The following is an 18,656-nucleotide window of genomic DNA, read 5'->3' on the forward strand; positions in this document are numbered from 1 at the left end:
TCGACGACTATTCAACGATTGAGAAAGATCATGGACGGATTGAACAGCGTCACTGTCGCATTTGTAGTGACGTTGATTGGCTTAAACAGCGCCATGATTGGGAGGGTTTGGCGGCTATTGTGGAAGTATCATTGACAACAGAAAGAAATGGGACTTCAAGCACTTACTGTCGTTATTATATTTGCAGTCTGGCAATGACCGCTAAAGCAGCATTGTATGTAGTTCGTTCACATTGGGGAATCGAAAACAAGCTACATTGGGTGTTAGATGTCGTTTTCAAAGAAGATCATGCGAGAGTTCGTTCTGGCAATGGTGCTAAAAATATGGCAATTGTCAGGCATATCATCACCAACCTGTTAAGGCAGGTGCAGGGTAAAGCGAGCTTGAAAGTGAAGCGGAAAAAAGCGGCGTGGTCTGTCGAGTTTCTTGAAAAACTATTGCGGCAAGAGCTGTAAATCTTTCAAGCGATTGCCCTGTATTATCCTGTCACAATGAATGACACAAGCGCTTAAGCCTGATAGGTTATTCCTCACAATCCGTACTGATATCCGTGGCTTATGACAATACGCAGCACAATAAACTTACTCGCCAGAAAAATCCTCTATCTTTGGGTAAAAACCGATGTGGTTCCGACGGATCTCAGCGAACTCAATATAAAACCGAACCAGCCCATTATCTATGTGTTGGAAACCCGCTCGTGGTCAAGCTTGTTAGTGTTAGAGGCAGAGTGTGAGCGCTTAGGCTTACCCGCACCGATGAACCGGATTGCCTCACCGGAACTATCGAGCTGGTTTTCGGTGTATTCCATTTCGCCGCGCCAACCGTTTAAAGCGTGGTTACAGAAGCAGCCGAAGCGTTCCCGCATGCTGCGCGGAATCGTAGAGTCTTTGAAAGAACACCCGGAACAGGAAGTACAATTCGTACCGGTCTCTGTATTTTGGGGCAGGCCTGTCTCCAAACAGGAGCGATGGCTGCCGGTGTTATTTGCTGATTCCTGGAGTTTTGCCGGACGTATCCATAAGTTTTTCACCATTCTGATTCATGGTCGGGATACCTTTGTTAAATACTCCGATGTGATTGTTTACAAAGATGAAGCTGCACTCAGCACCACCATTCAGGCAGATATCTCAAGTGATGCGGTCATCTCGCGCTCATCACAAATTTCAGCGACTGAAGTGACAGACCACACCATCGATCAGCTACAGGCGGTGTTGTCCAAACGCCTGACTGACGAACGTGTCGCCACCCTTGGTCCGGACGTATCACACCGCAGAACCTTGGTACGGGATTTGATTCTGAAGCCAGATGTTCAGCGCGCAATTAAAGCCCGCTGCGACGAAGATAATATTACAGAATACAAAGCGACCGTACAGGCGCGCCGCTATGTGCATGAAATCGTAGCGAACTGTACTCAAATCACGATTCAGATAATGAACCGGGGCTTGTCGTACTTCTGGAATAAATTTTATTCCGGTATCGAAGTGACCAATAATGGTGATCTCAAAGAGTTAGCGCGTAGTCACGAATTAGTCTACGTGCCTTGTCACCGCAGTCATATTGATTACCTGTTGCTGTCTTATGTGATTTATTACGAGGGCCTTGCGATACCTTATATCGCTGCCGGACGTAATTTAAATATGCCCATTATCGGTTCGATTCTGCGAGGTGGCGGGGCGTTTTTCATCCGCCGAAGCTTTAAAGGGAATCAGCTTTATTCCTCGGTGATGTTTGAGTATGTTGCTGAGTTGGTATCAAAAGGTGTGGCGATAGAATACTTTGTAGAAGGTGGTCGCAGCCGTACAGGGCGCTTACTCAAACCTAAACCCGGCATGGTGTCGATGACGGTACATGGCTTCCTGAAGTATCGAAAAAAGCCAGTAGCGTTTATTCCGGTGTACATTGGTTATGAAAAACTGCTGGAAACTAAGGCTTATCAGGCAGAGCTGTCAGGCGAGGACAAAAAGTCAGAAACGTTTATCAACTCGATGCGTTCTATGCTGCGTATTCGCGGTAACTTTGGCAAGGTGTCGGCTAACTTTGGTCAACCGATTTTTCTCAATCAGATTCTGGATGAGCAACACCCCTCATGGAATGCAGATGAGTATGAGGATGCGCAGCGTCCGGATTGGGTGCGTGACTCTGTGGCGGTGTTGTCGTCAACGATCGGTCGTCGTATCAATGGGGCTGCCACCGTGAATGCGGTAAATCTGGTGGCTACCGTTATGCTTGCAACTTCCAAGCAGAATATGGGTGAGGGTGAGCTGATGAAAATGCTGGTGATGTATCAGGCGATACTCAAGGCGCAGCAATACTCAGATCGCATTGTGATAACTCAGGAGACTTCAACCGAACAAATCGCACGTGTTGAAGCTTTAAAAATGCTTAAACGCCGCAAGCATGAGCTGGGCGATATTTTATATCTGGATGAAAAACATTCGGTATCGATGACTTATTACCGGAATAACATTCTGCATCTCATGGCCTTACCGTCGGTGATTGCCTGTTGTTTCATTAATATGCGTCGTCTGCCAGAAGTGGAAATCATTAAACTGATTAAGTTGATCTACCCATTTTTACAGAGTGAACTGTTTCTGGATTGGGAAAAAGATGATCTACCGGATGTGATCAAAACGGTATTGGCCGAGTTGTGTGGGCAAGGCTTGCTGGAGAAGGATGAAGCGTCCGAGGAATACAGTCGTGGCGGTTTTGGCTCGGTGCAATTTGCGCAGTTGAATTTATTGGCACGGGTGATTTCGCCGACCCTGGAGGTCTATTATCTGACACTGGCGTTATTGGCTAAAAACGGTGATAAGACTATGCCAAAGGCAGAGCTTGAGAAGAAGTGTCAGTTGATGGCGCAGCGGGTGGCGATGATTCATGAGCTGAATTCACCGGATTATTCCGATAAAAACCTGATCTCTAATTTTATTGATACACTGATCCATATCGACTATGTGAAGGTATACGGTACGGAAGATCTGGCATTCAGTGAGGTATTCCAGCGCTCAGATCAACGCATTCGTCGTCTCCTGAGTAAAACCACGCGTTCCAATATTATGCAAATGTTGGAGCAAACTGAGTTGCTGGATACTTAAATTACATCGACAAAACAAAGTGTGAATACGACTAATGTCCTAAAGCACGATGAGGCAGTTTTATGACGCAAGCGAGCGGTTCACCATTAGCTAACTGGTCCATGTGGTTGGGGTTGATTTTCCTGTGGGGCACGTCGTTTATGTTTGTCTCCATCTCGCTGGAAAGTTTCTCTCCCGTTGGCGTGGTGGCGATGCGTGTGTTACTTGGCTCGGTGGTGCTGGGTATTGTGCTATGGGTGAAGCGCTTGACATTGCCGCGTGATCTTAAGTCATGGTCAATGTTCTTATTGTTTGGATTACTCGGTAACTTGCTGCCATTTTCGTTTATCTCCTTTGGGCAGCAAAGTGTTAGCTCCGGTGTGGCCGGATTACTCATGGCCAGTATGCCACTATTCACGATGGTGTTAGCACACTTTCTGGTGCCGAATGAACGCTTAAATACTTACAAGCTGATCGGCTTCTGTCTGGGTATCTTGGGCGTGTTCATCATTATGTATCCCAGTATTCAGGGTGCGGATAATACCTTTTTCGGCATTGTGCTGATCTTGATGGCTAGCATTAGCTATGCAGTCAATAGTGTCATCGTGCGTGTGTTGCCGCAGTTTAATCCGATTGTGGCGGGCGTGGGCATGTTGTTTACCGGTAGCCTGATTATTGTGCCGATTTGGTTGTATAAAGATATGCCTTGGCAACAGGAATATAGTCAGAGCGCGGTATTAGCGACGATTTGGCTAGGCGTCGGGCCAACGGGTATCGCGACTTTGTTGTATTTTGCGGTGATCCGCAATGCGGGGCCGACATTTCTGTCGAATATCAATTATGTGATTCCGGTGGTGGCTTATTTTGCCGGCGCATTGGTGTTGCACGAAATGATTGAGTGGCAGAGTTTGGCAGCTTTAGCGTTGATATTATTGGGTATTGGGCTGGCGCGAAAAGTGCCAGACAAAAAAATGCGCCCTATGTAGGGGTAAACACAGGGCGCGGGGGGTGAGATTGTCGATGATCTTATTTTTATTATTGGTAGATCGATCTTCTCGGGGGCTTGCTAGTAAATTTTTATTGTTATGTTGTTATTTTTATTTTGTTGTTGATTAAGTTAATGCAGATGCCGTGCCAACTTTTTATGTTTTCTTTAAAGTATTGATTAATATTGATATTTTTAGGTTTTGCTAAGTTGCCAAATACTGACACAAAGCTTGGTATTGTCAGCTATCGACGTTAAAAGACCAAAGTTGTGTCACATCTGGCCGCTCAGGTTACGGAGTGTCAGATGTCAGAAAAGAATTAAAGGAGTGTTCTTGAGGATTGTCTATTTTATATCGCACCCTGATGTGATTGTGGATGCTGATAAACCAGTGCCCGAATGGTCGCTTTCAGAGCGCGGTTTAGCGCGGATGCATGACTTGCTGCAACAGCCCTGGATCTCCGATATTACGGCGATTTATTGCAGCACCGAAAAAAAGGCTATTGATGGCGCTGAGGTGTTGTCGAAACATTGCAATTTACCGATTCATCAAATCCATGAGCTTGGTGAAAATGATCGTTCCTCTACCGGCTTTTTACCTGCGAAACAATTCGAAGCGATTGCAGATCAGTTTTTTGCCGAACCTCATAATTCTGTTCTTGGGTGGGAAACGGCAGATGCTGCCCAGCGACGGATCGTGCAGGCAGTGACGAATATTACGGAGCAGGATAAATCCAGTGGTGCGATTGTAATCGTTTCGCATGGTGCAGTTGGTGCTTTGTTATTGTGTCACTTAGCGGGTTATGAAATAGCCAGAAAGCATGATCAACCGGGGTCGGGTGGCGGTAATTATTATGCGTTTGATGCCGCCACCAGTCAGTTAATTCATGGATGGAAACCCATTAGATCTTAATAGTATTAGTATGTTAACGACGAAACGGTCAGTGCTCTAGCGAGCAGCTGGATCATAAACCAATGATTCCAGCCGCACAGTGATCCATCGATAATTGGTGCGATCAATACTCAGTGAATACGCCCACTGCTTCACCATCCTTAAAGCTAATCACATCATAGCCTGATGGCTTACTACCTTTAGGAGCCATGCCCGGAGAATTCATCGGCATGCCGGGTGCGGTGAGTCCCGAAATATCTGGCTTTTCAGATAATAGCCGTTTCACATCATCCGCCGGGACATGTCCCTCAATGGCGTAGTCGCCGACAAAAGCGGTGTGGCAAGACCCTAAACCAGGGCCTAGTTTGGCTTTTATTTTGTACTGATTCAGATTGTCTGAATCATGTGCTTCAACGGGAAATCCATTGTCCTTCATGTGATCGATCCAAGCAGCGCAGCAGCCACAGCTGGCACTTTTATAAACAGTGACCAGTGGCAGAGGTAACGTTTTCGGCTGTTCAGTGGTGGATTCCTCCGCCACTTTAGTAGCCTCTGGCGTGTCCGTAAGCTCATTGCTTGTGGCGTTAGGGGCAATGACTTCGTCCGCGTAAACCTGAGTCAATAATGCCGTCGAACTTATGAAAACAGTGAGTAAGAATATCGATATACGTGAGGAATAAATTGTGTTTTTCATCGTGTTTTTCCTTATAAGAGTGCGATCTTTTAGGGACCAAATAGAGTGCTAAGGGCAGCTGTGATTACTAAAATCAATACTGCAAGCCCCATTTCCAGCGAAATTGAGAATTGTAATGCCTTTACAGATTGCACAGTTTCTAAGCCGGGAACCAAGCGGAATTTGTGAAGTGCGGCTAGTGATAATATGGCTGCGACTACACCAAGCTTTAATAATAAGATATTGCCATGCGGAGAATTAAATAGCGCTTCAAAACTGCCTTCTACGGCATAAGAGATGCCTCCACCAGCAATGAGCAATAACGTCACCATAAAGACAGCGTGTTTTCCAAACTCGTGCATCAGCAAGCGTAATGTGTTGGCAGGAAACTCACGGCACCATTGTCCCAGTGGATACAGTAAGCCAATCCACCACAGCGCAATAAAGACATGCAGCACCAACGCTACTCTTACCCACGGCGCTTGCTCTGCCGTATGACCTACCAGACTAAACGACATGGCAATCAGTAGCATGACTAATAACGTGATCAGAGACAGTGGTTTTACATAGGTGGTATTTAAGCGCATGGCCATGATTAATAGCAACACGCCGAACCAGCCTGCTAAACGCAATTTATAGCTTAGACCAACTCCTGTTTGCCAGAGAATACCAATGTAAGTGGTATCCCACATTCCACTGACCCCCGACTCTGAAAACGCCCCGACTTGTATAAAAAAATACAGGCTCGATGACACTAAGCCAAGTATCACTCCCCATAAAGTATAAGCGGGATTGGGCAGGTGTTGTGGCTTGTATCGCTGAATGAGAAAGGTTGCAGCTACACCGCCGACAGACATGGCATAAGCGATATAGAGCAATATCTTGCTACTAAAGGTAGCGACTAACCAAGGTGATAGGTCAGTTGTCATGACCCGCACCTTCGCTCACGACAGTGAAGCTGAAGTCTCCTTTCATCTTGTGTCCGTCTTTTCCCATTGATACCCAACTCACCAAATATTGACCCATTTCGAGATCAGGCAGCGACACATTGAATGACTTACTGGCCTCTGCAGTGGGTTTGAATTCAATATCAAGTGCTTCCGCTTCACTATTGTTCATCAGGACTTTCATCAGACGGACTGGGCCTGAAAAAGTTAGCGTTAATTGTGTTGGTGCCTCTGTTAACGCTTGTTCATTAGCAGGAAAAGTAGATTTGATATCCGTATGTGCCAGTACGGAAACACTGATCAAAAGAACAGCTGTAGCCATGATTGTTTTTAAAAACATCATTGTTTTACCATTGTTTTGTTATGAAATTTGATGTGGCGACCCACTGAATATGGGAGCGATACTGTTGATAGCAGTACGCCTCGTGCTCTACATTGAGCTATGTTTATTCAGGGGTATTCAAGTGCTGCATGCCTTTTAATAAAGAGTGCTAAGCAAATATCATTCAGGCGGATTTGGGCGGCTTTAACAATGGGGAATGGATGCTGAGGGCATCATTGACTTGGTAGTTCGGTTCAAAGCTGAACTGATTAGAGCCATTAATGGCTGCAATGGTAGGGATGAGTGCGGCGGTTGAGTGCATCGTGCACAGTCCACAACTATGTTCATCCTCACAATTCGCCTCATCGGATGGCTGCATCTGGCAATGATCCGTCGAGGCTGCTGACATAGACATTCGGTCGGAATGCTGAGTCATGTGGTGATCCGTCATTTCTGATGCATCTGACATGTGTGATGTCATTGTAGACATTTCTATCATCATCAACGAACCCGTAATGGCATTCGCATTGAGGGTTACTAGCAACAGAAATATGAGAAAGTGACGTATCATGTTGCTCATAGTCTAAAATAGTCTTACGACTGTCAACTAATATCCGTGTAAACGGAGTGAGTAATCACGTCGCTGGTATATGGTGTAATAATCATCACTTTGCACCAACCAAACCTTTCTAACCATGGCTTACAGAGATGAATCAGTGATGCATCATATGACCGTTACCCGTTGCCATCATAAAGTGATGCGGCTGGTGGTGTGAGCCTGTGGCCATTAATCCAAAAAATCCCAAACCCTTTATTTTATGAGTGGTCGCTTCATTGTTAGTGGTCACTGTCATCGAGATGCCACCGTCAATGTTCTTGGTTGATACATCATACTCTTTCATTTTGTTCAGCTCTTTGGAGTGCGCTGGCACCATGCGTTTAATTGCTCCAAGCACATTAGCTTCGCCAGTCACTTCAAAACGCATGCCGTTGTCGATTGCTACTTCTTTAACGTTAGCGCCGATCATTAGATTGTTCATATCCAGCAGGTGTTCGCGCAGTGCGTTGATGTTCACCTTTGACCAGTCTGTGTCGGGATTGCTTGAGAGTATATTGACGATTTCAGCGATAGCGGCGAAGCTACTTTGTCCCGCTTCTGTTGGCATGCCTGACGTGTCCTGTTGGGTCATATTCGCCATGTGCTGGCTATGATTCATTTTCTCAGAGCATGCCGTCAGTAACACAGCGGAGAGAAAAATAAAGCCTGATAGTCCTGATAGTCCTGATAGTCCTGATTTCATGATTCGATGCATCCTGTTTTCATTATTGTAATGGAGCATCATATCGTATCTGTTTTATGGAATTATATAGTTCGGATTATATAGGGTGGTGCTCGCAGGGGACTTGTCAGCGTTCTCTGTTTAACTGCTAAATGTTGAAGTTGCTTATTCAAGTTCTTGGTCGATGCAAGCACTTTCAAGCATGCCGGATTAAGCAGGATCGATGCGGTAGCAAAAGCCCAAGTAAATCAAATCTCACTAGTGGTCTAACTACCGAATATACCAGTTAACATGAACTCGACGTACTCTTATGTAACTGGTTTATCTGTGTCATTACATCACCAAAAGTCAGCCATACATCATCTTGCTGCTCAAAGCCTGAGTGCATGTTGCGCTTATGCCTTGGGTCCAGCACAACCTAAGTTGTAGTGTGATCAAGCCACCATAAGCTGTTCTGTCACCGGAAACATTGTTGCAATCCGACGTGTTGTTTCATCTGGTTGATATTGAACTTTCACAACAACTTGATCTTTCACAACATCGCCTAATGAAATCGAGTCTAGATATGCTGTTAGTTGTTCACTAAGGTCATTCCAGAGTTGATTAGTAATGTAACCCCCACTCTGAGTAGAGTTTGAGTGTTCATCAAGTTTTTTGTTACGCGATGAGTCTTCAACTGCGTTCACAATGTCCGCAATACTAATCAAATTAGGTGATTTACTTAGACGGTAACCACCGCCCGGGCCACGAACACCCTCGACTAGCCCCGATCTTCTGAGCATTGAAAATAGCTGCTCCAAATACGAGATAGAAATAGACTGAGAGTTAGAAATCTCGTTCAGCGTGACCGGAGTTCTACTGAAAATTGCCAGCTTCAGCATTGCTTGAATGGCATATTGTCCTTTGCTTGATAATTTCATTTTTATCTTCTCTTCATTAACTTGCCAAATAATTACCTGGACAAAAAAGTAATCAATAATTGTTAATAGCTCTTTTGTCTAACCTTTGTCCATATTGTAGGGTGAGTCGCACTGAGGCTGGTCGGTTACTAATTTAGCGATGTTTGCTTTGTAACTTTGGTGTCTAACTGTCTCAGTATGTTAAAGTCTTGTCCTATACATTAGTTATGCTTTGTCATTCTGTCAAGGTTTTGTATAATACAAATATTATCTTTAATGAGATTATGTTTATGACAACACCTGCGGCAGCTTATGAGATTGGTAAAGCATCACAATTAACAGGAATTTCTACAGATAAATTAAGAATATGGGAGCGTAGATATGCAGCAGTCACTCCAATCCGCTCAGGCACAGGTAGAAGATTGTATGCAAATGCTGATATTTCTCGTTTGAAAATAATCAAAACACTTATCGACGGTGGTGATTCGATCAGCAATGTCGCCACTCTAAGTCTGGAAGAGTTGCAATCTCGTGTTGCTGAGGAAACGCAGATTAGCCAAAGTGATATACCAGACGGTCCAATCAAAATTGTGACTATCGGTAGATCCTTATCAGCGAAGTTTTCATCTGATAAGGATAATAACGATGATATTGAGTTAGCTGCCTCTTACAATCATCCTAATTCCTTAGGTAACGAAACTGATATACCCAAGGTCGATATATTAATTTTCGAAAATTCAGCATTACAGGAAGAGAATGTTCAGCAAATATTAGATTTGATGTATCGTTTTAACGCATCTCATGCGCTTGTGGTTTATCGATTTGCTTCTCAGGAAACGTTGAACAGGTTGCCAAAATCCAAATGCAGTATTTTACAGGCTCCGGTTGATATAAATTCGATCAAAGATCATTGCAGGTCTTTGTTCAATAAAAAAAATGCCTTGATGTCACTGTACGATAATGATTTTGAGGGTGACTTTTCGATTGCTCCGGCGCGGCGTTATGATGATGAAGCCTTAGTCAAAATTGCTGAGATATCGCCTTTGGTGAAATGTGAATGTCCGCAGCATCTTGCTGAGTTACTCTTTGCACTGAACTCATTTGAAAAATATAGCAGTGAATGCGAGAGTTTAAATCTCGAAGATGCTGAGTTGCATGCGTATTTAAATAATGCCGCGGCTAGGGCTCGCCACATCATCGAAAATGCGATGGAGAAAGTCATCGAAGCAGAAAATATACAAATTTAATCTTATTGTAAGAAAGAGCCACTAGCATCTTCGCACATGGCTCTTATAGTTGTGAGTTACAGTTTGCAGTTGCTGAAGTTATTCAACAACTAAGCAAGTATTTAGTGACCGACGGCATGCTCAGCCGGAACCTGCCATTCCGTAGGCATTTTAGAAAAATCAAAGAACGGCGTCTCATCGCCAGAATCAATCGCATCCTGTACCTGATTATAAAAGCCTTCACCGGCTTCATTCGAGAATGTGGTCTGAATGTCCTTAGCCTCTTCAGCAGAAGTAGGGCGTTGACAATACTCAGGGAATGTCGCTTCACCCGCATGGCCGGAGGCATAACCCTTAGCAAACATTTGCTTAAGAATACCAAAACCATCATCACGAACTAACGTCTGGCCGCGAGGGTGTCCGCCTTTTTCAATCATGTTTCTCTGGAAATCCTCAAGGTCGTAGCAATCGTAAGCGACATGCTGGCAAGAGTGATCACCGTGCTTTTCAACAAAGTTGGTCACTTGGGATTTCTCTTCACGATCGATGCCTTCGATCAACGCAATGCCAAAATCACCGTAGTCGATGCACCAGATTTTCATACTGCTTTTTTTGTCATCAGGACGAACATCATCAATCCGCTTAATCAGGGTGCCGCCTTCAACTTCTATGTGAAACCAAGCCCAGCGCTCGATGCTGCCTTTTTCGCAAGCATAAGAAATATGATCAACTTTCTTTAAATAAGACATTGTTTCGCTCCTTCTAAGTATGTGTTTGTGTGATGAATTTATTCTAGAACGAGCGCTGATAACTTACCCTGCTATATTCACCGGTTTATTGCTACTATCTGCAGGAATAAGCTATTTTTAGTCTATATATGATGGAATCCTGCGTTAATGAATGATTTTGATAAACAAATCCTGCGGCTGCTAGCGGATAACGGGCGTTTGAGCTGGACGGAAATTGCTGAGCATGTGAATCTGTCACCATCTGCAGTGCAGCGACATGTGCAACAGATGCAAGCCAGTGGTTTGATAAAGCACTTTACGATAGCACTGGACACTAAAAAGCTAGGTCATGAAGTCCGCTCATTCGTTGAAGTAAAAATGCAGCGCAGTGATGTGGCGTTGGCCAAACAGTTTCGGGAGATTATCCGCGAGCTGCCTCAGGTGCAGTCCTGTTATAAATTGTCGGGGAGTGTAGATTTTATTCTGGATGTGGTTGCGCCTAATCTCGAAGCTTATGGCCAGTTTCTGGAGAGGGAGATTTTATCGATTCCGGGAGTATTGGATGCCAGCTCCTCCATTATTCTGGAGGAGGTGAAGGCCTATGAGGTGATGGTTGAGTCAGCACGGCATGACTAATGGTAGTGACTAACACCGATTTAGTTCGGCACTACTATGGGGTGATGATACCTAAGTAGTGCCGGATGTTGAGGGGTGGGGCGGCTACTTATTGAGTGCGCGTGCGCAACTCATACTTCTGAATTTTTCCCGTCGCCGTTTTAGGTAACCCACCGAATACCACTTTCCCTGGCTTTTTAAAGCCCGCTAAGTGCTGCTTACAATGCTCAATTATCTCCTGCTCAGTCGCAGTGACACCTTGTTTTAACTCAATAAAAGCACAGGGCGTTTCACCCCATTTTTCATCCGGCATGGCGACCACGGCAGCCTCATTCACTGCGGGGTGTTTGTAGAGTGCGTTTTCAATTTCTACGGATGAGATATTTTCGCCGCCTGAGATGATAATGTCTTTGGCGCGGTCTTTGACTTGTATATAGCCATCCGGATGGATGACCGCCAGATCGCCACTCCAGAACCAACCATCACGGAAGGCTTCTTCGGTCGCTTCTGGTGCTTTTAAGTAGCCCGTCATGGTGGTGTTGGAGCGGATCACAATCTCGCCCATTTCTACACCGTCATGCGCAACGGGCTGAAGAGTTTCCGGGTCAACCACATCGGCAGATTCAGTCATCGGGAAACGCACGCCTTGACGTGATTTTAGCTCGGCAACTTCGTCCTGACTGGCCTCACTCCACTCGGCTTGAGCGGTGCCTTGCAGAATGTGGCCGTAGGTTTCAGTCAGGCCATAAACGTGCATCACGTCAAAGCCCATGCCTTCCATTTTAGCCAACACTGGTGCCGGTGGCGGCGCACCTGCCGTCATGCAATGCACGATACGGTCCTCAGATATTTTATCAGGACAGTCCGGCGCATTGGCCAACATATTCAGGACTATGGGAGCACCCCCAAAGTGTGTGACCTGGTATTGCTGCATCTGCTGGAAGATCTTAGTAGGCACGATATAACGCACACAGATAACAGTCGCCGCCATCGCCGTCATGGTCCACGCGTGACCCCAGCCATTACAGTGAAATAGCGGAACGGTGTAGAGGTATACCGGGTGCATCGGCAACGGCCAGCCGGAAATTGTCCCCATCGACATCAGGTATGACCCACGGTGATGATAGACCACGCCTTTAGGATTACCGGAAGTGCCGGAGGTAAAGTTGATGGCTAAGGGCTGTAATTCATTGTCTACCGTGCAAGGCAAATAGTCTGCCTTGGTAATCTCATTTTGTAGCAATGAATGATAGTCGTGGATCTCTAAGTCATCCGGTAAATCAGGTTGGTTTAGTGCGGCGGGATCATCGATTAAAATAACCGGTACACGCACGCCTGCTTTTTGCCGGTCACGAATCCCTTCGATGGCCAGAGGGAGTAATTCCCGATCCACCACAATCGCTTTGGCTTCTGCAAAGTTTAGTATGTAACGAACGGTTGGCTCATCCAAACGGGTGTTAATGGTGTTGAGGACTCCGCCAGCCATTGGCACAAAAAAGTGCGCCTCAAAGGTTTCTGGGGTGTTAAATGCCAGCACGGATACGGTGTCATGCTGGCTTAAGCCAAATCCTTTCAGAGCCTGTGCAATTTGCTGACAACGTTGTTCGGTTTGCGCCCATGTGTATTGTTGGTCTTCATAGATCAGGCTGGTTCGGTTGGGATACACATCAGCAGTTCGGGATAAAAATGACGTCGGTGTGAGTGGTACAAAGTTAGCGTCATGACCAATGCTCGACTGTAATGAGTCGTACATAGTCGGCAGTGTCAGAGAGTTTCCCGATGATTGCATTGTGGATCCTTAAGCGGTTTTTGAGGTTAGCCCGAGTTGGTCAAAGTTAAAGGGTAGTTCGCTAATGCGCCCTTCAAAGTCACCTTGCTCGGTTCTAATTGTTAATGTTTTTTGGGAGTCGGACAAGTCGTATAACGTTTTTTGATCAATAAAGGCGAAAGCAATCCATGCAAAGTACTTAGCTGACATAATATGCGAGGTGACTTCGCCAACTTCCTGATCATCAACCATTAGCTGCACTGTGTTTGGTTGGTGTGTGATGTCTTCCGCTACAATGCCAACCAGTCTCTGCTCAATCCCAGATTCCCGTTGTGCCCGCAAGGCCGGAAGACTCATGCTGTCGATATCACTGTCCAGATTGCAGAATTTATCCAGTCCACATTCCAGAGGCGTATGTCGGTAATCCATATCATTGCCGAATGACATCAAACCGCTCTCGATACGCTCGATCAGGTTTGGCGACCCGGGCCCGACATGTAAGTCTTCACCTTTTTCAAATAACTCATCCCACAGTGCCTGCCCCAAGCTTGCGTCATCAATATAGACTTCATAACCACCTTGTTTTGACCAGCCGGAGCGCGCGACGATGAACTCATGGCCTTGGTAGGGCAGTCGTTTGTAGCGGAAAAAGCGAATGTCATTCACCACGTCACCAAACACTCGTGCCATTAGTGTGTCGGCTAACGGCCCTTGAATGGCGATAGGGCCGACGTCCGGTTCTGTAACGGTAACGTCAAGGTCTTTTCCATAGGCCAGACCTTTGGCCCACAGTAAAATGTCAGAGTCAGAAATACTCAGCCACCAGGTCTGCTCATCAATTTTTATACCGACCGGATCATTCATGAGCTTACCGTGCTGGTCACACAGTGGTAGGTAAAAACATTGGTCACTTTGGGCTTTACTGATATCGCGTGGCGTCATCCACTGTACTAATTTGTTAGCATCATTCCCTTGTATTTGTATCTGACGTTCACAAGACACATCCCATACCTGAACAAAGGAGCAGAGGTGGTGATAGTCCTCTTCAAGCGATCGAAACACCGTCGCCAGCAGTGTGTGGTTATAGACGGTATAGGCCTTAACGCCAGCATCGCTTAGACGTGAGGTGAATGGTGTTGAACGAGTACGCCGGGATATCGATAGCTGAGGCATGAACGGATTCTCTGATGGTGTTGATAGATGCTTTGGAGCATCGATTTTGTCTGCTGGCGCTAGGATTAGGCAAACGAAATTCAACCATCCTGAGACTTATTAAACGTTATGTGCAAGTGCGAAAAATGCAGAAAAGATTGGCTAATTCAAGAAAATAGGTACACTCGATACAATCATGAATGAGGACTGTGAATGAGTAAGCAAGCTCCATTAACCTGGCTAAGAAGTTTTGAAGCATCAGCAAGATCCGCCAGTTTTACTCGCGCTGCAGAAGAGTTGAATATTACTCAGGCCGCAGTGAGTAAACAGATTAAGGCATTGGAGTCACAGTTGAATTGTCAGCTGTTTAAACGCCATGCGCATGGGCTTAGTCTGACGGAACAGGGTCGTCGTTATTGGTTGGATACGCGTGAGCTGATTCAACAGCTGGATAATGTAACGCAGCGATTTTTGACCGGCCAACAGCTTAATAAAGTCCATATCCGCTGTAATATCAGTTACAGCATGTTGGTGTTGCCGGAAAAGCTTAAGTCTTTTCGCCAGGGCAATCCGGAGATTGCCATTGAGCTGACTCATGACATTTGGGAACCGAATACACCGAGTCGAAACGCACATATAGAGATTGGCTATGGCCCGTTGGGCAAGCAAGTTGAAACCAGATACTTGCGCTCTTTAGCTAAGGATCAACTGTTTCCGGTGGTCGCGGCGAACCTCAGTGACGCTCAAATCGAGCAATTACCACTGATACATGTGTCCGGTTACTATCAGGAATGGAACTGGTGGCAAGAGCAAGTGCGTGATGAACCCGATGAGGGGCTCTTGGGCCGTGTTATGATGAATCACCGCCGTGCGCAAGGGCGTCAGGATTGGGTGGTTGATAATTCTATGGTGGCTTATCAATTAGCAGAGCAAGGATTAGGGATTGCTTTGGGCAGAACGCATCTGGTGGATGAGCACTTACGGCAGAACCGGCTCCGTCTTTTGAGTGAGCATCTGGAATTTCCATCCCCCGAGGGATTCTATCTAATGCTCAATGATTTGGGTATGCAGCATCAGTCGGCTAAGAAGTTGTTTAACCATTTATTGCCGATGTCTTCCGAGAGGGTATAGAGGGTTGAAATGTTAGTACTATTAGTCGAAGACCATCACCTGCTTGCAGAAACCTTGATTGATTATCTGGCGCTGGAATCCATTGAAGTGGATTATGCGGCCAACGGTTTGGCAGGTCTGGAACTGGCTAAGTCACAGCCCTTTGATGCGATTATTCTGGATGTGAATCTGCCGGGTATGGATGGCTTCACGATTTGCCAGAAACTGCGTCAGACCTATCAAATTGATACACCGATCTTAATGCTGACCGCGCGAGACCAGCTGGAAGATAAGATGACGGGATTTGCGCAGGGCGCGGATGATTATCTGGTCAAGCCCTTTGAAAATCAGGAGCTGGTGATGCGGCTACAGGCGTTGGTTAAGCGTCACCGTGGCGAAGTCACTCAGAAAAAACTGCAGGTTGGTGATTTGGTATTGGATGTCGGCAGTCAGCAAGTGTCACGTGAAGGTAAGCCGATCGAGTTGTCACCGACTTGTTTTCGTATACTCACGATACTTGTGCGCGACTATCCGCAGGTCGTGACGCGTGAGGCCATTGAGCAGGAGCTGTGGGGCAGCGATGTGCCGGATACTGATGTACTGCGTAGCCATATTTATAACTTGCGCAAGGGCGTGGATAATCCTTTTGAGTCGGCGATGATTCAGACGGTGAAGGGCGTCGGGCTGCGTTTGCACGCTGACTGAGATTTTTTGTTCAGGCACTTGTAGTATACAGATCTGCCAAATGACTTAGTCAAGCTTCCAGCGCCCATCCGCAAATGCTTTTAATAAGGTTTTAGCTCTGCCTTCATCAATCTTGGAGAGATAATCAGTTCCTTCAAAAAAATCGTTCATGCCAGCAGCATCTTTTATTTCATCTGCAGACACCGAGGCATAGCCCATACTCCACTCACCGAATTGACGTTTTGTTATCGACTCGGTAGAGATTTTGGTGACTTGGGTGTGTCGTTTATCCTTAGAAATTTTATCGAAAAGGGCGTTGATAACCGATTCACTGCCCTCGATAACCTGAAAAAAGCTGCCATGGTCATACAGTAGCATTCCCGTTACATTTAGTGACGAATTGTTATGTCGGGCACGGGATAATAATTCTAGGATGTCATTACTTGAGAAATAGCGAGCGGCTCTGCTGGCATAAATCACACGAGTCAGGTTTGTCATTTTTATTTACTTATACCGGATTATGTTGGATAAATTGTAAATCAAATTAGCAGTGCCTGCTCAATCAATATCATCTTTTTGGATAAGTTGATCATTCTATTCGCTAAGTGCTTTCCTTCACGTTGCATCGACACTCGCAGAGGCATTCTTTTTTCCAATACAATCAGAAATCCGCCTGCAATGGCCAGAAAGTGAGAGTTACGATGAAAAAATTATTATTAATGATGGCAGCACTTGTGCTGAGTGGCTGTACCGGAATGCCTGCTGGCGTTACTCCAGTTAAAGAGTTCGACCTGAACCGCTATCTGGGTAAGTGGTACGAGATTGCAAGACTGGATCATTCATTCGAACGAGGACTTGAGCAAGTGTCCGCTGAGTACAGTTTGAATCCGAATGGTTCGGTAAAAGTGGTGAATCGTGGTTACTCGACCGCTAAGAAAAAGTGGAGCGAGTCAGTCGGCAAAGCCAAGTTCGTTCAGGGCAGCTCAACGGGGTATTTGAAGGTGTCGTTCTTTGGTCCGTTTTATGGATCTTATGTGGTGTTTGAGTTGGACAAACAGGGCTATCAATATGCCTTTGTATCTGGGCCTGATTTATCGTATTTGTGGTTGCTGTCGCGCAACAAGACGGTTTCGCCTGAGATAAAAGAACGGTTCTTGCAACGCGCTAAGGAAATCGGCTTCGATACCAATAAACTGATTTTTGTAAAGCAGTAAGCAGTATTAGGCAGAGGGATAGCTTGATACGGGTTATGCCTCTGCCGGCTCTATACGTCGTGAGCGTTTAGCTTGTTTGCCAGCTGCAGATTTAGCGGCCACGGTTGCCTCCATTTTTCCCTTAGCTTGGTTTTCCCAAACAATTTCTTTTACTTGGCGGGACTTCGCCTTGTACATCGCTTCATCGACCCGTTCCAGTAACTGAGTTGCGTGATATTGATAGTCAGCCGCTATGCCGCCACCACTGCTAATATGAATTTGCAGAGGCATGCCTTTGATAATGCAAGGTTCTCTGATTGCTTCTAAAAACTGTGCGTATTGACGCTCAATCACTTTAGGATTATCTGACTCAGCAAGCCATACAAACTCATCACCACCCAGTCGCCCGACAATGCCATATTTACCAATCGTCTGCTTAAATTTCTCTGCTAAATGAATCAACAGTTGGTCACCGGTATGATGGCCGAAGTTATCATTTACAGCCTTGAATTTATTCAGATCAAACAACAATAAGGCGAATGGTTTTTTGTTATTACAGCGTGACTGAAGTGAGGTCATGACGCATTCACGGCTGCTCAGGCCAGTTAAAGGGTCGTGAGCCAGCATATATAAATTGCGTTTGCGTTCCTTGCGAAGCTCGAACAATAAATGTCCTAAGTACAGAATGAAGGTGAGGATCAACGCTAATAAAATGCCCGCTGTTTTTATAATCTTCTTAAAGGCTCTTTCGGAATATGCCCCTTTGTTAGAGGCCACCACATCAAGCACCAGTATGTTGATCATTCGCTTGATAGCATTAAGTTCATTCACCCATTTATACAGACGGGCCTTGTCGATAGTTGGGGCTTCCAGAATCAGACTTTGGGCAGAGTCAATGTGGTATTGAACCGTTTGAATTGAGGTTGAGATCCCATCAATTTGCTGGAAAATAGTATCCCTTTCAATCGCATCCACTGCGCCTGAAAAACTATTGGACAGTGCCACAAAACGGCCATCGAACTGCTGACGTGTCTGATCATTGTTGATGAACTGATTGGCACTAAACAGTGTATTTCCGATTTCACGGTCTAGTAGTGCATCATTTTTG

Annotated in this window: 20 protein-coding genes; 9 read left to right on the plus strand and 11 right to left on the minus strand. The window is 45.6% G+C overall.

The features are described 5' to 3' along the window. The 4 genes from DKW60_RS21820 to DKW60_RS21835 all read left to right on the plus strand — a co-directional run. The coding region (locus tag DKW60_RS21820) for an ISAs1 family transposase (protein WP_109839784.1) at positions 1–455 on the plus strand (455 nt) is incomplete at its 5' end. 102 nt (positions 456–557) lie between these two features. Further along, positions 558–3,095, plus strand: a complete 2,538-nt coding sequence (gene plsB / locus DKW60_RS21825) for a glycerol-3-phosphate 1-O-acyltransferase PlsB (RefSeq protein ID WP_109839785.1) — start codon at positions 558–560, stop codon at positions 3,093–3,095. 62 nt (positions 3,096–3,157) lie between these two features. Continuing rightward, positions 3,158–4,060 carry a DMT family transporter gene (locus tag DKW60_RS21830; protein ID WP_109839786.1) on the plus strand — a complete coding sequence of 301 codons (903 nt, stop codon included), beginning with the start codon at positions 3,158–3,160 and terminating at the stop codon, positions 4,058–4,060. Positions 4,061–4,393: 333 nt separating this feature from the next. After that, on the plus strand, positions 4,394–4,972 hold the full coding sequence (locus DKW60_RS21835; RefSeq protein ID WP_109839787.1) for a histidine phosphatase family protein: 579 nt from the start codon (positions 4,394–4,396) through the stop codon (positions 4,970–4,972). Positions 4,973–5,075: 103 nt separating this feature from the next. Here the strand turns inward: DKW60_RS21835 and DKW60_RS21840 are convergent, their stop codons facing one another. The 6 genes from DKW60_RS21840 to DKW60_RS21865 form a co-directional block, all read right to left on the minus strand. Continuing rightward, complete coding sequence (locus DKW60_RS21840) at positions 5,076–5,645, minus strand: DUF411 domain-containing protein (RefSeq protein ID WP_109839788.1); 570 nt, start codon at positions 5,643–5,645, stop codon at positions 5,076–5,078. Between the two features lie 29 nt (positions 5,646–5,674). After that, a complete protein-coding gene (locus DKW60_RS21845; RefSeq protein ID WP_109839789.1) occupies positions 5,675–6,553 on the minus strand; it encodes a copper resistance D family protein in 879 nt (292 codons plus the stop codon). Continuing rightward, complete coding sequence (locus DKW60_RS21850) at positions 6,543–6,914, minus strand: copper resistance CopC family protein (protein WP_109839790.1); 372 nt, start codon at positions 6,912–6,914, stop codon at positions 6,543–6,545. Before DKW60_RS21850 ends, DKW60_RS21845 begins: the two co-directional genes overlap by 11 nt. A 163-nt stretch (positions 6,915–7,077) precedes the next feature. After that, positions 7,078–7,473: a hypothetical protein gene (locus tag DKW60_RS21855; RefSeq protein WP_109839791.1), complete on the minus strand. Its 396-nt coding sequence runs from the start codon at positions 7,471–7,473 to the stop codon at positions 7,078–7,080. 133 nt (positions 7,474–7,606) lie between these two features. After that, positions 7,607–8,194, minus strand: a complete 588-nt coding sequence (locus tag DKW60_RS21860; protein WP_109839792.1) for a hypothetical protein — start codon at positions 8,192–8,194, stop codon at positions 7,607–7,609. Between the two features lie 413 nt (positions 8,195–8,607). Next, complete coding sequence (locus DKW60_RS21865) at positions 8,608–9,093, minus strand: Rrf2 family transcriptional regulator (protein WP_109839793.1); 486 nt, start codon at positions 9,091–9,093, stop codon at positions 8,608–8,610. A gap of 269 nt (positions 9,094–9,362) precedes the next feature. Here DKW60_RS21865 and DKW60_RS21870 point away from each other — a divergent pair, with 269 nt between their 5' ends. Continuing rightward, entirely contained in the window at positions 9,363–10,319 is a 957-nt protein-coding gene (locus DKW60_RS21870) for a MerR family transcriptional regulator (protein WP_181389846.1), read from the plus strand. 101 nt (positions 10,320–10,420) lie between these two features. Here DKW60_RS21870 and DKW60_RS21875 read toward each other — a convergent pair whose 3' ends face one another. Continuing rightward, complete coding sequence (locus tag DKW60_RS21875) at positions 10,421–11,047, minus strand: VOC family protein (RefSeq protein ID WP_109839795.1); 627 nt, start codon at positions 11,045–11,047, stop codon at positions 10,421–10,423. Between the two features lie 147 nt (positions 11,048–11,194). Between DKW60_RS21875 and DKW60_RS21880 the strand changes: the two genes are divergently transcribed. Further along, positions 11,195–11,662, plus strand: coding sequence for an Lrp/AsnC family transcriptional regulator (locus DKW60_RS21880; protein ID WP_109839796.1), 468 nt, complete (start codon positions 11,195–11,197; stop codon positions 11,660–11,662). An 88-nt stretch (positions 11,663–11,750) separates the two neighbouring features. Here DKW60_RS21880 and DKW60_RS21885 read toward each other — a convergent pair whose 3' ends face one another. Both DKW60_RS21885 and DKW60_RS21890 read right to left on the minus strand, forming a co-directional pair. After that, positions 11,751–13,430, minus strand: coding sequence for an AMP-binding protein (locus DKW60_RS21885; RefSeq protein ID WP_245929762.1), 1,680 nt, complete (start codon positions 13,428–13,430; stop codon positions 11,751–11,753). Positions 13,431–13,439: 9 nt separating this feature from the next. Further along, a complete protein-coding gene (locus tag DKW60_RS21890; protein ID WP_109839797.1) occupies positions 13,440–14,582 on the minus strand; it encodes a dimethylsulfoniopropionate demethylase in 1,143 nt (380 codons plus the stop codon). A gap of 192 nt (positions 14,583–14,774) precedes the next feature. Here DKW60_RS21890 and DKW60_RS21895 point away from each other — a divergent pair, with 192 nt between their 5' ends. Together DKW60_RS21895 and DKW60_RS21900 are read left to right on the plus strand one after the other, a co-directional pair. Next, positions 14,775–15,692: a LysR family transcriptional regulator gene (locus tag DKW60_RS21895; RefSeq protein WP_109839798.1), complete on the plus strand. Its 918-nt coding sequence runs from the start codon at positions 14,775–14,777 to the stop codon at positions 15,690–15,692. A gap of 9 nt (positions 15,693–15,701) precedes the next feature. Beyond that, positions 15,702–16,376, plus strand: coding sequence for a response regulator transcription factor (locus tag DKW60_RS21900; RefSeq protein ID WP_109839799.1), 675 nt, complete (start codon positions 15,702–15,704; stop codon positions 16,374–16,376). 45 nt (positions 16,377–16,421) lie between these two features. Here the strand turns inward: DKW60_RS21900 and DKW60_RS21905 are convergent, their stop codons facing one another. Then, entirely contained in the window at positions 16,422–16,853 is a 432-nt protein-coding gene (locus tag DKW60_RS21905; protein ID WP_109839800.1) for a BLUF domain-containing protein, read from the minus strand. Positions 16,854–17,056: 203 nt separating this feature from the next. Here DKW60_RS21905 and DKW60_RS21910 point away from each other — a divergent pair, with 203 nt between their 5' ends. Then, complete coding sequence (locus tag DKW60_RS21910; protein WP_109839801.1) at positions 17,057–17,569, plus strand: lipocalin family protein; 513 nt, start codon at positions 17,057–17,059, stop codon at positions 17,567–17,569. A 33-nt stretch (positions 17,570–17,602) separates the two neighbouring features. Here the strand turns inward: DKW60_RS21910 and DKW60_RS21915 are convergent. Continuing rightward, on the minus strand, positions 17,603–18,656 hold a 1,054-nt coding region (locus tag DKW60_RS21915), incomplete at its 5' end, for a GGDEF domain-containing protein (protein WP_146203549.1).

The organism is Leucothrix pacifica, from assembly GCF_003172875.1.
In the GTDB taxonomy this organism is placed as follows: Bacteria; Pseudomonadota; Gammaproteobacteria; order Thiotrichales; family Thiotrichaceae; genus Leucothrix; species Leucothrix pacifica.